This is a genomic window from Buttiauxella gaviniae ATCC 51604 (assembly GCF_001654835.1).
Classification (GTDB): domain Bacteria; phylum Pseudomonadota; class Gammaproteobacteria; order Enterobacterales; family Enterobacteriaceae; genus Buttiauxella; species Buttiauxella gaviniae.
Genome location: NZ_LXEP01000003.1, coordinates 152,582 through 167,604 on the forward strand (window position 1 = coordinate 152,582; position 15,023 = coordinate 167,604).

General features: G+C 48.4%; 11 protein-coding genes. 2 read left to right on the forward strand and 9 right to left on the reverse strand.

All coding sequences use genetic code 11. The annotated features are described in order from the left end of the window. Positions 1-3: 3 nt before the first annotated feature. The 4 genes from M977_RS01155 to M977_RS01170 form a co-directional block, all read right to left on the reverse strand. Positions 4-948: a fimbrial protein gene (locus M977_RS01155; RefSeq protein ID WP_064511718.1), complete on the reverse strand. Its 945-nt coding sequence runs from the start codon at positions 946-948 to the stop codon at positions 4-6. Between the two features lie 10 nt (positions 949-958). Next, entirely contained in the window at positions 959-3,493 is a 2,535-nt protein-coding gene (locus M977_RS01160) for a fimbria/pilus outer membrane usher protein (RefSeq protein WP_064511719.1), read from the reverse strand. Between the two features lie 81 nt (positions 3,494-3,574). Then, a complete protein-coding gene (locus M977_RS01165; protein WP_064511720.1) occupies positions 3,575-4,252 on the reverse strand; it encodes a fimbrial biogenesis chaperone in 678 nt (225 codons plus the stop codon). 61 nt (positions 4,253-4,313) lie between these two features. Continuing rightward, the gene (locus M977_RS01170; RefSeq protein WP_064511721.1) at positions 4,314-4,841 is read right to left on the reverse strand and encodes a fimbrial protein; all 528 of its coding nucleotides are present in this window, start codon (positions 4,839-4,841) and stop codon (positions 4,314-4,316) included. Between the two features lie 404 nt (positions 4,842-5,245). Here M977_RS01170 and M977_RS01175 point away from each other — a divergent pair, with 404 nt between their 5' ends. Together M977_RS01175 and M977_RS01180 are read left to right on the forward strand one after the other, a co-directional pair. After that, the gene (locus M977_RS01175; protein ID WP_064511722.1) at positions 5,246-5,911 is read left to right on the forward strand and encodes a winged helix-turn-helix transcriptional regulator; all 666 of its coding nucleotides are present in this window, start codon (positions 5,246-5,248) and stop codon (positions 5,909-5,911) included. Positions 5,912-6,043: 132 nt separating this feature from the next. Further along, positions 6,044-6,685, forward strand: a complete 642-nt coding sequence (locus M977_RS01180; protein WP_064511723.1) for a helix-turn-helix domain-containing protein — start codon at positions 6,044-6,046, stop codon at positions 6,683-6,685. 9 nt (positions 6,686-6,694) lie between these two features. Here M977_RS01180 and dcp read toward each other — a convergent pair whose 3' ends face one another. The 5 genes from dcp to guaD form a co-directional block, all read right to left on the reverse strand. Continuing rightward, positions 6,695-8,740, reverse strand: a complete 2,046-nt coding sequence (dcp, locus tag M977_RS01185) for a peptidyl-dipeptidase Dcp (protein ID WP_064511724.1) — start codon at positions 8,738-8,740, stop codon at positions 6,695-6,697. Between the two features lie 114 nt (positions 8,741-8,854). Then, positions 8,855-9,625, reverse strand: a complete 771-nt coding sequence (gene xdhC / locus M977_RS01190; protein WP_064511725.1) for a xanthine dehydrogenase accessory protein XdhC — start codon at positions 9,623-9,625, stop codon at positions 8,855-8,857. Then, on the reverse strand, positions 9,622-11,967 hold the full coding sequence (gene xdhB / locus M977_RS01195; RefSeq protein WP_064511726.1) for a xanthine dehydrogenase molybdopterin binding subunit: 2,346 nt from the start codon (positions 11,965-11,967) through the stop codon (positions 9,622-9,624). The genes xdhC and xdhB overlap by 4 nt, the downstream gene beginning before the upstream one ends. Beyond that, positions 11,957-13,393 carry a xanthine dehydrogenase small subunit gene (gene xdhA / locus M977_RS01200; RefSeq protein ID WP_064511727.1) on the reverse strand — a complete coding sequence of 479 codons (1,437 nt, stop codon included), beginning with the start codon at positions 13,391-13,393 and terminating at the stop codon, positions 11,957-11,959. Before xdhA ends, xdhB begins: the two co-directional genes overlap by 11 nt. Continuing rightward, the gene (gene guaD / locus M977_RS01205; RefSeq protein WP_064511728.1) at positions 13,390-14,721 is read right to left on the reverse strand and encodes a guanine deaminase; all 1,332 of its coding nucleotides are present in this window, start codon (positions 14,719-14,721) and stop codon (positions 13,390-13,392) included. The genes xdhA and guaD overlap by 4 nt, the downstream gene beginning before the upstream one ends. Between the last annotated feature and the right edge of the window lie 302 nt (positions 14,722-15,023).

Consider the following 15,023-nt stretch of genomic DNA (forward strand, 5'->3'; position numbering starts at 1 on the left):
CCCTTATTGATAGGTTAATTGTAGCGTGGCATTGGTACTCGCATCACCAGCCGTTACTGTTGTTTGAGTCTGAATAAAACGTGCCTTCAGAGGGAATGTTTCGACACCACCCGGCGAGTTCTTCAACACGATGTTATTATTTAATGATAAAGGTACATCGTTATAAAGAAGCTGAATACCTACACCTCTGGCGACATCACTTCCGCCCTGGTTATTCAGTTCTAATACGCTGGCATCTGAACTGTCCGGATTTTGCGTCCCATTTAGCGAGACATTAATATTCGCACCCGCATCACAGTCCAGCCCCAGGTTTTGGGTGGTACTCACGTCAGGTATAAAACCGATGGTGCTGCCAAAACTTGAAATAGGCACATCACCCAACGGGAACACTAAATTAGGCGTTTTTATTGAGCAAGCAACCTGAGTCACACTTCCTCCAGCCAAATCAATTTCCCGCATTGTTCCACCATCATCAGCAACGACTTGATGTGATATCATTCCTGGCTGTAAAAAACCTGACACAATACTTCCTGTTTTAATAAAAACTATATTACTATCCGCGCCAGGCCAGATATTAATAATACCATTAAAGCCTGGAGTCCCCATCGTAGATGTAGACGATGTACTTATATAACTTCTTGCATGAGTATCAGCATTCTCCTGGTAAATACCCACTCCCGGGATGTTTGTTTGATACAAGCCCGGAGAAATAGCCACCGCCCCCATATAATCAAAATATGCATACCGGGTTCCAGAGGGACTACAAGAAACCATTATCGCCTGTACTTGCATCGTTCTGAATGACCCTATAATGGTTCCTACAGGTGCATCGCGCTGAACAATCATATTGCCCGGAGAAATGGTGGATATATCATTTGTTCCCGTTACACAAGCAGCACTTGCATAGCCAGAAAATAGCACTGTGATAAAAACCAATATGTATTTCATTAATAAATTCTCAACGACACACGGCATCAAACTGCGTAACGGATGCATCATTTTTAGGTTCAGGCAATACAGTTTTAACCTGGCAGATTTGCGTGGTGTCATCACCCCATTTCACAGTGGAATCGAGGTTATTACTCAGGCCAGTTAAATAAACCTGCCCGTTATCACCCAGAATAAAGCCATGGTTATCGGCATCTTTATTATTCATTGATAAAATGGCACCAAATGGAACAGGTTCGCCATTGCTGCGTTTCAGATTCAATAACAACCTTTGCCCAACGCTCGCCTGATAAACTGCACGTACTACCGCACCACGAGTCGGTACCACGGTTTTGGTGGTTAATTCCAGCTCAACGTTATCCGGCATACTGGAGGTATCGAAACTGATGTCATTATTACGGAATGGCATCATGCCGCTCACCACGGTGTAGCCGCGATAATCCGTTTTCACCCCATTCTGGTTCAACACCCCAACACTGGCAGCACCCGGTGCTTTGACAAGGGCGATAGTTTCACCGAAAGGTTGCGCCAGCGTAATGCCGTCACCATGAGCAAGAACACCACCGGACAGGCCATAATTCACGCGCTGTGAATGCTGATCGTAGCTGTAGCCCGCGAGCACTTCACCGTAGGTTCCGCGATAATCAGCATTCATATTCCCGGTGTAGCCAACATCGTTTGTGCCGTAGCCCTGCTGCACATTCCAACTCAAAGCATTACCAGGTAACGCGATACCACTGACACCGATATTATTGGTGGTACTGCCCTGTTTACTGGTATTCATGCTGTAGTTAGCCCAGGTATTTGGCAGGAAGCTTGACAGCGGTACGCTAATATTGAGCGACACAAGCTGATCATTAGTGTAAATCTTCCCGCCATTGGTACCATTTGCTGTCGAGTTTTTACTCCATGTGTAACCCAGGCTGTAACTGACGCTATTCCAGGAGTTGTTATAGCTCGCGCCATAAGACTCCAGGGTCTTATTGATGTTCCAGTAGTTCTCGCGAATGGCCGACAGCGTTAAAGACCCCATTCTTTTCCCAAGCACTTGGCTAATCGTCATTTCTGCACGATTGCGGCGACGATCGTCGGTGAAGTCCGAGTCACTATAGGTATCGAGCACTTCCTGCATGCTATAAAAGCCCGAAGTGGAATAGCGATAACCCGCGATCGCAAAGTTGGTGCCGCTATCAGCGAAGTTCTTGCTATAGCGGATACGCCAGGACTGGCCGTCTGTTTTTAAGCCGTTTTTAGGCGTTGACCAGCCTTGTGTTACGTCTGTAGATATCGCACCAATATCGCCGAGGTTTTTCCCCAGGCCCAGGGCCAGCGACTGGTATTTACTCGATTCCTGCAAGCCACCATAAATAGTAAAGCCGTGTGGCAGGCCGTAAATTGCCGTGCCTTGCGCCAGCGGCGTTTTTTCCACGCTGCTGCTGTATGAGCGATATTCTCCCCCCGTCAGGCTGTATTTAAACCGCCCTTCACGCTGCAAGACAGGCACCGATGCGAAAGGCACCACCAGGTATTGTTCGCTGCCATCGGCTTCTTTTATGGTGACATACAGATCACCGGAGCCGCCGGTCGGGTACATATCGGTAATTTCAAACGCACCCGGTGCCACATAGCTTTGATAAATAACGTAACCGCTCTGGCGAATAATCACCTGCGCATTGGTACGCGCAATTCCGCGCACCACAGGGGCGTAGCCTTTCAGGCTGTCCGGTAACATATCGTCATCAGAGGCAAGCTGGCCGCCACGGAACGGAATACTGTCGAATACATCGGAAGGTGTTGAGCTATCACCCAGCGTCATCTGGCTTTTCAAAGCGACCACATCACGCTGCGCGTAGGTGTAAACCGTGTCCCATTTGTCTTTACCGTTACTGTCACGATTCCATGTGGTGTAGTTGCGCAGGCGCCATGCACCGTAGTTGATGCCCGGCCGCAGGTTGGCATACTGGCTGTTCGAGTTCTGGCCATTACGCACAAAAGTGTTATTACCGTTTACGCTGTAGTTAAACAGCAACGCGTTAATACCTTCATCCCAGAGTTCGGGCGCGACATAGCCGCGCGCCTGCGCGGTAAGTGCTGCCTGAGGAATACTCAACAACAATTGTTGGGAAGAAAATATAAACTCCGTTGACGCGAGGGGAATAGCGGCAAGATTGACACATTCCGCGTCAGCTTTAATTTCCGGGAACAGCGCTGTTTTCACACCGTAACTTTGTAAAACACCTGCGGAAAAACAAGGTTGAAGTTTTGCCTCTCCACTACCTTCTTTGACTAATTTGAAAGCAATATCCCTGGTGTCGACAATTTGATTATTAAGAACAATGTCAACACGATAAATACCGGGAGCTTGTTCTCCCTCTTCAAAGGCAGCAAGATCGGCACCTTGTGAAGAGGGGTTATTCAGCTCGAGCAAAGCCGGGTTAAAATAATCGCGTGACTGCGCGATTTCGCTCATTCCTGAACAGGCCAGAGCAATACACCAGGCGAGATGAGTCGATCGTAATTGAAGACGATTGTTTGCTTTCATCATTAACTTCCTGCCTGTATATATCAGGCTATATAATTCTGGTCCGTACTGCCCTGTACGATCGGGAAGTATTTATTCTTGTTACTAAATTGACGCGTTATGAACTTCGCCGATGCCACCAAAATCACCGATAATTTTAAAACTCAGCGGCCCAGATGAAACACCTGCTGGTAAGTTAAAGCGTGCTGTACCGCCCGGAGCCACAAAGGTCACCTCCGGCACAGCTTTACCGCCCACCGTAATCTGGTTGAAATTCATGTAATAATTGGTTGGGTTAGTCACCTGCACCTGGTTACCGACTTTCTGCCAGGTCAATTGTCCGGCTAATTGTTCTGGTACCTCTTTCTTTAACGCTTCCGGGCGATAAATCAATTTAATGCGTGTTTTCACCGCCACCTGGAGTGAATTTTCCGCTTTAGGCGCTGAAGGGATCGATTTTATACTTAACCAGAACATTGATTCTTTATTATCTGGCAAATTTCCCGCACGCACGACGCGCAATATATTCTGTTGGCCGTGATCTAAACGAAACAGCGGCGGTGTGATAATAAAGGGAACTTTCTCAGCGCCACCTGATTGGGTGTCAATCCATGACTGAATAAGATATGGCACAGAATCTGGATTATTGACGCTCAGTGAAGCTTCCTTTTTTCCGCCGTCATATATTACCCGGGTTCCACCAATCACAACGCCGGCATTGGCTGCAGAAATAGCCGTACTGGCTATAACCAGGGCAATTAACGTTTTACTCACAAAATTCATTTGATACCTCTGTAAAAAAGGGCCGGGAAATCCGGCCCCCCTTGTCATGTCCGTGCGGATATTAGTTATAAACAACAGAGAAGGTGGTTGAAGCGTTAGCTGGACCAGCCGTCACTGTAAGTGCAGTTGATTTATACTGAGCGTAGAAATCCAGAGTGTTGTCAACAGTACTAGACAATGCGTAGCTATAGCCGTTTTCGCCATGCATTGGCAGCTGAAGTTTGTCAGCAGACATCAGGTTGATTGCAACACCCGTTGCTGAACCACTAACATTGTCAATTGCTAACAGTGTAGAGTCAGTCAGGTCTGGCTGGCCGTCAAAACGTACGTGAGCCTGGGTTAAAGCTTCCGGGCAGTTCTTAAGAACGATAGAGAATTGCTTAGCCGCTGTCACAGCACCCTGGGCAGTGAATTCGGACTTATTGTATGAACCCAATGGAACTGTCTGGTTCTGGGAAGCCACGTCAACAGTACACGCTGCATCCAGAATAATACCGGTGAAATTCACGGTGCCCGCAGTTGCCATTGCATTTGAAGCAGATACAGCGGAGATAGCAGCGACTACAACAGCGATTAAATTCTTTTTCATTACATTTTCCTTTATTTAATTATTTGGTGGCATTTTGAATAAAAGCATCCCCGCTTATTATTGAGAAATAATAAGTTAGAGTGCCCACCAAGTTTCCATGCATCATCATGTTATATGTGCAGCGAACTGTTATATGTAGTACGAAATTGATTTACTTCATTAAGAAGCAAGCCTTTCTTTAGCGGCATACCACTAAAAAGGTGCTTATATTAAAAAATCATTTTTGGAACTTCACATCAATTCCCTGCTTGAATCAATTCTCAATAAATACGGGATCAAACTCAAGATATTTTTCGGTGTAATTTTACACCGTAACATTTATTCACTTAATAAAACTTCTTAACCATAATGCAGGCGCATATAGCCCACCAGGAATGTTCCTGGTCTTTACAGAGAGAATGTAAATGTCTGTATTTGAACAGCAAAATCCTTTTTTTACAGATAATATAACCATCTTAAATAAAAAACCCATTGCCGAAATTGAGCAGTTAATCGCAAAGTTAAATATCAAAGCTAACAAATTTGAAACAAAACCTCGTCAAATTATTAACTATATGGATAGCAATGAAAGGAAGTGTTATCTATTACATAAAGGTAGCGTTTCGCTTTACCGAACCATTGATGGAATGGTTTTAAATACGGAGTCAGCGCCTTATGTATTTGGTATGAGTACACAACTCACTGATCCTGACTATATTCATATCAGGACTCATGATGAATCTGAAGTAAGCTGGATGCCATTAGAAGTAGCAAACGAGATTATTGCGCTAGAAAATTTATGGCAAAGTTTATCGGCTTTATTGATATACACCGTCACTCGTGTTTACGACCATTGCACAAAGATCTCATCATTATCTTCATATGATATTATTCGTTATCAACTCTACGAATTAATGAGCGAGACACAAGAAATCAGAAACAGTCTTAGCATTGCTAACTATATACAAAGTCGTACGTTCTTATCCCGCAGTAGCATTATGAAAATACTTGCTCAGTTGAAAACCGGTGGCTATATCACGACGGAGCGAGGGTGTTTAATCGGTATCAATAACATTCCATTGAGATATTAAGTGCATAAATGAAGGTACGAACTTCACATATCCGATTGTTAATTAAACAGTATTTGTTACAAAAACAAGATTCACTTCATCTGGCTCTATGCTAGGTTTAATTGAACAGCTTTTGATATGAAATGTGCTGATATGAAAGATTCTCCCGAACAGATTTTCACCAAAACGATTCAAGTTCAGGCAACATTCGATCTTATCGATGTACTCAGTCCGTATGTCACATTTGAAAAGAAGCCCCCGCATCAACGGCTTTACTATACGGTTGATGGCGTAAAGATGTGCTACATCATTCGCTCAGGCGTTATTAAAGTGCGCCGTGATACAGATGAGTTTGTGATGGCAACCCTACCCACTCCTAATATCGCTGGAGTCACCGATATGATTCCAGATACCAGCGGGGTGTATCTGGAGCTACAAGATGAAGCGGAAGTCGCCACTATCACAACCGCCCAGGCACAACAGCTGATTGCTGAAACAAACTCGTGGGAGCTACTCGCGAAACATGTGACGAAGGTGACAACCAACCTGTTTAATAACAATATTATTATGACAGCCCCCACCACCTATGAAGTGGTCAAGTTCCATTTAGTTATGTTAATGAGTGAGTCTGTTAGCGTGCGCGAGTCCACATCCGCAGCTAAATACATTCTTGAAAGAACACGGCTATCACGCAGTACGGTGATGAAAATGCTCGCGCAGTTAAAACAAGGCGGGTACATACAACTTGATGATGGCATTCTCATCGCATTGAATGATTTACCCGCCAGGTATTAACGTGCGTTTTTAGTCTGCCAGACCACGGTTTTCCAGCATCGGCTCACTGTAAGGCGCATGTCCACGCCAGTCGTTGTATAGCGCTTTGAGCTCGCGACTGTTCCCTCTAGACAAAATCGCTTCACGGAAGCGCTGACCGTTTTGTGCATTCAACCCTCCCTGTTCCACAAACCATTGATAGCCATCATCGGCCAACATTTGCGTCCAGATATACGCGTAATAGCCCGCCGCATAACCTCCACCAAAGATATGCGCGAAGTAACTGCTGCGATAACGCGGAGGAACAGTTGAAAGATTAATATTTTCACTTTCCAGTGCATCCGCTTCAAATTGCGCCACATCATCGACAGTACTTCCGGCCGGTAGACTGTGCCAATTCATATCCAGTAGTGCTGCGGCAAGCAGCTCTGTCATGTCATAGCCTTTGTTAAAGCGGGCCGCACGGAATAGCCTATCTTTCAACGCATCAGGCATCGCCTCGCCAGTTTGATAATGGCGTGCGTAGTTAGCAAACACTTGGGGTTGGCTCGCCCAGTGTTCATTGATTTGCGAAGGGAACTCCACAAAGTCGCGCGGCGTATTAGTCCCAGAAAGTGTTGCATAGCGCTGAGTAGCAAACAGCCCATGTAACGTATGACCAAATTCGTGGAATAACGTCACCACATCGTCCCAGGAAATGAGTGCCGCTTCGCCAGCTGCTGGCTTGCTGTAGTTGCAGACGTTGTAAATTACCGGCGCGTTTTCCAGTAACGTAGATTGCTCAACGAAATTGCCCATCCACGCCCCGCCGCCTTTGCTGTCGCGGGCAAAGAAGTCGCCATAGAACAGCGCCGTTCCACGACCGTCTTTATCGAAGATTTCCCATACGCGGACATCATCGTGGTAGACCGGAATATCGAAGCGTTCAACAAATTTTAGCCCGAAGAGCTGGCTTGCCGCCCAAAAGACACCATCGGTCAGCACTCGATTTAATTCGAAGTACGGTTTGATTTGCGCTTCATCGAGGTCGTATTTCGCCAGACGCACTTGCTCGGCATAAAACGCCCAATCCCATGCCTCGGCTTTAAACCCGCCCTGTTGCTCGTCAATCACTTGCTGGATATCAGCCAGCTCGCGTTTGGCACGTGCTGTGGCGGCAGGCACGATATCACGCATAAATTGAAACGCGGCCTGCGGCGTTTCTGCCATTTGATCGGCAATTTTCCAGGCGGCATAGTTCTCAAACCCAAGCAGTTGCGCTTGTTCCGCACGCAGTGTTGCAAGGCGCGCCACTATCGCTCTGGTATCGTTGCTGTCGTTGTGTTGAGTGCGTTCCCAACCCGCTTTGAACAGTTTTTCACGCGTCTGGCGGTTTTGTAGCGATTGCAACGCGGGCTGCTGGGTGAAGTTAAGCAGCGGAATGATATATTTCCCGTCCTGCCCTTTGCTATTTGCCTGTTGCGCCGCGGCTGCAATTTCACCCGGCGTTAATCCAGCCAGGTGAGTAATGTCGTCAACCACCAGCGCGGCGGCTTTATCTGCTGCATGCAGGCGATTATTAAACTGGCTACTAAGCTGCGCAGCTTCTTTGTTCAGCACTTTCAGGCGCGTTTTTTTATCTTCGCTTAATGTTGCACCCGAAAACCTAAAACTCTGCCAAACGACTTCAACTAAACGCCGCGATTCTTCATCAAGACTCAGCGTGTGGCGGTGTTGATAAACGCTATCCAGACGCTCAAACAGTACCGTATTAAGGCGCATTTCATCGGCAAGCTCTGCTAGTTCAGCGGCAAACTCTTCGTCCAAGTGTTGCAGATAATCGTTGGTGTGCGCAGATGTCATAGCAAAGAAGACATTAGTTACTCGCCCTAACATCTGTCCGGTTTTTTCTAGCGCAAGAAAGGTATTTTCAAACGTGGGTACCGCAGTGTCATTGGCAATCGCCGCTATTTCTGCGCGCTTGATGCGTTTAGCTTCATCAAATGCCGGACGATAGTGGCTGTCCTGAATGTCATCAAAATGAGGGGCTTGGTAAGGCAATAAACTGATGTGATAAAACGGGTTATCTAACAACATCCTGAGCTCCCGGAGCAATGTCGACAGGTAGGTGGAAGGCGCTACGCTTTTCCACCCTACGAAAGAAGATAAAATGATTGTAGGGTGGATATGCGCGAGCGTCATCCGCCAAAATCAAGTCGTTACCTGATACACCGCTATAATCTCGGCGGCAATCGCCACAGCAATTTCCGCAGGCAGTTTTCCTTTAACATCTGGCAGGCCCAGCGGGCAACGCAAAGTGCTCAGTTGTTGCTCAGTAATTCCTTTTCCTGAAAGCCGATATTCAAAGCGTTGTCGTTTGGTTTGCGAACCAATCAAGCCCAGATAGCGGTAATCACCGCGTTTAAGTATCGCTTCGGTCAGTTCAAGATCGCGCGGATGGTGGTGAGTCATCACAATAAAATAGCTTTGCGCAGCCGCCGATTTCACCGCATCCAATGGGTCTTCAGCCTGCCAGGTTGTTACCCCTTTTGGGGCCGCTGAAAACATATCAGGCCGTTCATCCACCCAGGTAATGTGACAGGGTAATGTTGATAATAATGCCACCAGCGCTTGCCCTACATGGCCTGCGCCGAAAACCATGATTTGTGGCTGCTGTTGAATTAGTGGTTCAAATAAAACGGTGGTCATGCCGCCACAGCACTGCCCTAGCCGCGCCCCAAGATTAAAATGCTCGGTATGCGGAGCTGTAGCCTGCTTTTCCAGCATCTCACGCGCCATCGCAATGCACTGGAATTCAAGATGCCCGCCTCCGATAGTCAGGAAGCTCTGCTGTCGCCCGACAATCATCTTCGTGCCGCAATTTCTCGGCACGGAGCCTTTGTCCGCCAGCAGCGTGAGTAATACGCACGGTTCGCGGCGCTCGCGAAGCTGCATCAGAAAGCTGATCCATTCATCATTCATGGCACCTCCTGACAGCCCCAGAAAACACGTTCTGGTGTTGCGGGTGCATCAAGGCGCGGGTGTTTCTGGTAATCCGTGACACTTGCCACAGCATCTTGCAAAGCGCACCACACTGAAATTCCTAACATAAATGGCGGTTCACCCACGGCTTTGGAGCGATAAACCGTGTGCTGCGGGTTGGCATGATTCTCCAGCAACTGGACTCTGAAGTCGGCTGGCGCATCGCTGATAGCCGGGATTTTGTAGCTCATCGGGCTGTCAGTCAGCAGTCGCCCTTTTTCATCCCATACCAGCTCTTCGCAAGTCAGCCAGCCAGCACCCTGCACAAACCCGCCTTCTATTTGGCCAATATCCAGCGCCGGGTTCAGAGAGTTGCCAACATCATGCAGAATGTCGGTGCGTAATAGACGATATTCGCCAGTTAGTGTGTCAATAACTACTTCAGAACACGCCGCACCATATGAGAAGTAATAGAACGGTTGCCCACGCCCGGCGGCGCGATCGTAGTGGATACCCGGTACTTTGTAAAAGCCCGTGGCTGAAAGCGGCACCTGGTTTAGCCACGCAAGATTCGCGATTTCAGTAAAGGTAAAATGGTGGCCAGGCACTTTTACCACGCCATTGCGGAATTCCACCAGGTCAGCGGTGCATTTGTGCAAGCCGCATAGCATTTCCACCAGCCGTTCTTTAATTATCAGCGCCGCAATTTCGGCGGCTTTGCCATTGAGATCAGCACCCGACGATGCCGCCGTTGGCGAGGTATTTGGCACTTTCCCAGTGTTAGTTGCCGTAACCTGAATCTGTTCCACAGGAATTTGCAGCACTTCGGCAACCACCTGCGCCACCTTGGTATTTAATCCCTGTCCCATCTCCGTGCCACCGTGGTTAAGTTGCGCAGTGCCATCAGTATAAATCAGCAACAGAGCACCAGCCTGGTTGAGAAAACTGGAGGTAAAAGAGATGCCAAATTTGACCGGCGTAAGAGCCAGGCCACGTTTTAACACTGGACTTAGGCGGTTGAATTCGCTGATTTGTTCGCGCCTGGAATGGTAATCGGCACTCGCTTCAAGCTGGCGGGTGATTTCCGGCATGATGTTGTGTTCAACAGTCTGGTGATAGTGCGTGACGTTACGCTCAGTATCGCCGTAGTAATTACGTTTACGCACTTCAAGCGGGTCAAGACCGAGTTCACGCGCAATGTGATCCATAATCTGCTCAATGGCGACCATACCCTGTGGCCCGCCAAACCCTCGATATGCCGTATTGGATGCCAGATTCGTACGACAGCGATACCCCGTTATTCTTGCATCACCCAGATAGTAGGCATTATCGGCATGGAACATTGCGCGATCGCAGATCGATCCTGAAAGATCCAGCGAGTAACCGCAATTGGCCGCCAGATCGATGACTACCCCATTGAGCATCCCTTCATCCGTAAAACCAACATCGTATCGGACAAAAAATGGATGCCGTTTACCGGTGATACGCATATCGTCACGACGTGAAAGGCGCATTTTGGCTGGTCGGCCGGTTAATGCCGCAGCCAGTGCCGCATGGCAGGCAATGCCCGCTGCTTGCGTCTCTTTGCCACCAAAACCACCGCCCATACGGCGCATATCAACAGTGACTTTATTCATCGTTACGCCTAGTACTGACGCCACTAATTTTTGTACTTCAGTGGGGTGCTGAGTCGACGACCAGACCGTAACGCAGCCATCCTCCCCCGGTTGCACCACGGCAATTTGCCCTTCGAGATAAAAGTGCTCCTGCCCACCGATATGAAATTGCCCCTGAATACGATGCCCCGCACCGGCCAACGCTCGGTCTGCGTCACCACGCTGATGAATATGCGGTTCTTGCACATATTGCTCGCGCTGCAATGCTTCTTCGACATCCAGTACCGGCTCAAGAACTTCATATTCAATCACCGCTTTGAGCGCCGCAGCACGCGCCGCCTCGGACGTTTCCGCAGCCACAGTCAGTACAACCTGGCCATGGTATTCAACCAAATCTCGCGCAAATAGCGGGTCGCCAGGTGCCAGCGGGCCAATATCCAGCTCGCCGGGTACATCCTGCCAGCTAAAGACTCGCACCACGCCAGCAATGGAGTAACACTCGGTAGTGTCGATTTTGGTAATTCTTGCATGAGCATGCTGGCTAAGAACCGGGCAGAGATACAACATGCCCGGCAATGTCAGCTTGTCGTCAATGTATTCAGCTTTGCCGCTCACATGCCTATCGGCGCTTTCATGTTTACGGCTCTTACCCGCTCCACCACTCATTTCACGTGAAAATTGCTCGATTAATGCCTGCTCTGAAAGGCGCACCGGGTTAGTTGACATAGTTTTGTACCTCCAGCACATTACCGGGTTCGGTTTGTTGCAACAGCAAACGCCTCAGCAGATTTTGCGCAACAGTCAAACGGTAGCGCCCAGAACCGCGGAAATCAGTTAACGGCTGGAAGTCTGCGGCCAGTGCATGACATGCCAGGTCTAATGTTTGCTGGGTGAATGGCAAACCAGAAAGAGTTTGCTCAGCACTTTTAGCCCGCGCGGGGACCGTAGCCATGCCGCCAAATGCCAGTTTCACACTTGTCACAACACCATCACTGAAATGCAGGTTAAACGCGCCAAATACCGTCGAAATATCATCATCCATACGCTTTGATATTTTCCACGCGGCAAATGTCGGGGAGATAGCAGCGCGCTCAATCAGCACCGCGCTGATAAATTCGCCTGGTTGCAAGGCGGTTTTGCGATAGCTCAGGAAGAACTCATCCAGCGGCACTATGCGCACGGTTTGGCCGCAACGCAGCTCGAGTTGAGCACCCAGAGCCAGTAACATCGGTGCACCATCGCCGATGGGCGAGGCATTCGCCAAATTTCCTACCAGGGTGCCGTGGTTGCGAATTTGCGGAGAGGCAAAACGATCCAGCACTTGTGCAAAAGCCGGAATCAAAGGTTGTAAGGCGTCCTGACACGCCTGTAACGTTGCCATCGCACCAATACGAATCTGGCTCTCCGTCACCGTAATCGTCTTAAGTTCGTCAATCTGGTTAAGCCCGATAATCAATGGCAGTGTCTGATACTGCTGGGTAATCGTCAGCGCCAGATCGGTGCCCCCTGCCAGTAATCGTGCCTGAGGGTTTTGTTGATAAAGTACTGCCAATTGGGAAACTGTTTTAGGTAACAGGCAACGGTTGGATTTTGTAAGTTCTCCCACGCCCGTTGATTGCAGCGCTTTTAATCGCGATACAGTTTGCGGCTCAGTGCGAGTGAACTGATCGTGCGTGGTTGTGCAGCTTTGCTGCATGGCGTCAATAATTGGGCGATAGCCAGTACAGCGGCAAAGATTTCCCGCAAGGCTCTTTTCAATCTCATGGCGCTGTGCGGCTGTGTTCGATTTTTGCAGTGCAAATCCCGACATAACAAAACCTGGAGTACAAAAGCCGCACTGTGATGCATGGCAATCGGCCATCGCTTGCTGCACCGGGTGCAATTCATTGCCTTGCGATAGATCTTCCACCGTCAGCAACTGTTTACCAGCAAGTTGGCTGATGAGCGTGATACAGCCATTTGCCGTCTGGTAGCGCATGTTCTCGCCGTCTACTTGACCGAGAACTACCGTACAAGCACCACAATCACCAGATGCACATCCTTCTTTACTGCCGCAGCGCTGTTCACTGCCGCGCAACCAGTTCAGCACCGTGGTATTCGGGTCCACATCATCGAGGGTTTTTAACGTTTGATTTAGCAAAAATTGAATCATGCCGCGACCTCCAGGGTATCTCGCTGCCACACGCATTTTCCGTTGACCCAGGTGTGCCAGATGTTGCGATCATCACCAAGAGTCATCAGCACGAACAGTTTTTCGTAAATGTCGCGGCTATTTGCGTGGCGCATCTTCTGTAGCGGAGATACAGCCAGGTCGAGAACCACGAAGTCTGCCTCTTTGCCGGGTAAGAAATTGCCAATTTTATCATCGAGATCCAACGCGTGAGCTCCGCCAAGAGTTGCGTGATAAAACGCTTCACTGGCACACAAACGGTAGCCTTGAAGTTGCGCGACTTTGTACGCCTCAGCCAGTGTTTGCAGCATATTAAAAGTTGTGCCTGCGCCAACATCGGTACCAATACCCATGCGGATCCCTCGGTCATGGCACTGCTTTAAGTTAAACAAACCACTACCGAGAAACAGGTTAGAGGTTGGGCAAAAGGCGATTGCCGATTCGGTTCGATGCAGACAATCCCACTCGCAATCCTGCAAGTGGATGGCATGCGCAAAGACGCTGCGTTTGCCCGTCAATTGGTACTGGTGATAGACGCCCAAATAGCTTTCGGATTCCGGCCACAGACTTTTTACCCAAGCGACTTCATCGCTGTTCTCACTAAGATGAGTGTGCAGCCAGGTATCGGGAAACTCTTCACGTAACGTTTGTACCGCTTCGAGTAATTCAGGTGATGAGGTTGGAGCAAAACGAGGCGTCAGCGCATAGTTCAGCCGCCCTTTTTTGTGCCAGCGTTGAATAAGCTCACGGGTTTGCAGGTAGCTTTGTTCGGGTGTTTCCGTGAGATAGTCCGGCGCGTTACGATCCATCATTACTTTACCGGCAATAAGCCGCATCGAGAGATGTTCCGCCGCGCTAAAAAGTGCATCGACTGATTGTGGATGTACTGTGCCAAATACCAGAGCCGTGGTTGTGCCATTACTCAGTAACTGGCTAAGAAAGAAGGCTGACATTTTTGCCGCGTGCGAACTATCCTGATATTGGCTTTCAACCGGGAAGGTATATGTCTGTAGCCATTCCAATAGCTGTTCACCATAGGCACCAATCATTTCAGTTTGCGGATAATGCAGATGGGTATCAACGAAGCCCGGAATAATCAGCTTACCGCGATAATCAATGTAATCATTTTCAGCCAGCAGATGGCTGCGCCCTTCTTCCCACGGTAACAACGCGACGACAGTGCCTTCCTTAAGGAACAGCACTGCATCTTCGTGATGACGAGCATTAGCCAGTAATTCCTCGGGATTCGTCCCAGTTTGAGTAATATCGAAAAACTGACCGCGTAGCGCTTGCGTGTAATTAACTGTCATCGCCGTACCTGTAATTGGTTTGTGAAGAATGAGTTAATAGCTGCAATGTTGATGCCATGTTGGAATTTAGATTTAATCATTTTTATAACAGTAGCTTAGGTTACATACTCTCTTGTTGCGCAACAATTATGCAACTTTTTAGCATGCAAACGATTGCTCCCTCCTGCAAACGGTTGCCTTTTGGTATCATGAGCTGGATTGTTAAAATTTAAGCAATAGCCTGCACCAACAAGTTGCACAGACATGGCCTTGTTGCACCAGTAATGCACAGGTGCTGCCATACTAAAGTTCAATTATCACTA

What these genes read in the sequence shown, in the direction of transcription:
- M977_RS01155 (WP_064511718.1), bottom strand. Translation starts at nt 948, where the DNA reads ATGAAATACATATTGGTTTTTATCACAGTGCTATTTTCTGGCTATGCA.
- M977_RS01160 (WP_064511719.1), bottom strand. Translation starts at nt 3,493, where the DNA reads ATGATGAAAGCAAACAATCGTCTTCAATTACGATCGACTCATCTCGCC.
- M977_RS01165 (WP_064511720.1), bottom strand. Translation starts at nt 4,252, where the DNA reads ATGAATTTTGTGAGTAAAACGTTAATTGCCCTGGTTATAGCCAGTACG.
- M977_RS01170 (WP_064511721.1), bottom strand. Translation starts at nt 4,841, where the DNA reads ATGAAAAAGAATTTAATCGCTGTTGTAGTCGCTGCTATCTCCGCTGTA.
- M977_RS01175 (WP_064511722.1), top strand. Translation starts at nt 5,246, where the DNA reads ATGTCTGTATTTGAACAGCAAAATCCTTTTTTTACAGATAATATAACC.
- M977_RS01180 (WP_064511723.1), top strand. Translation starts at nt 6,044, where the DNA reads ATGAAAGATTCTCCCGAACAGATTTTCACCAAAACGATTCAAGTTCAG.
- dcp (WP_064511724.1), bottom strand. Translation starts at nt 8,740, where the DNA reads ATGTTGTTAGATAACCCGTTTTATCACATCAGTTTATTGCCTTACCAA.
- xdhC (WP_064511725.1), bottom strand. Translation starts at nt 9,625, where the DNA reads ATGAATGATGAATGGATCAGCTTTCTGATGCAGCTTCGCGAGCGCCGC.
- xdhB (WP_064511726.1), bottom strand. Translation starts at nt 11,967, where the DNA reads ATGTCAACTAACCCGGTGCGCCTTTCAGAGCAGGCATTAATCGAGCAA.
- xdhA (WP_064511727.1), bottom strand. Translation starts at nt 13,393, where the DNA reads ATGATTCAATTTTTGCTAAATCAAACGTTAAAAACCCTCGATGATGTG.
- guaD (WP_064511728.1), bottom strand. Translation starts at nt 14,721, where the DNA reads ATGACAGTTAATTACACGCAAGCGCTACGCGGTCAGTTTTTCGATATT.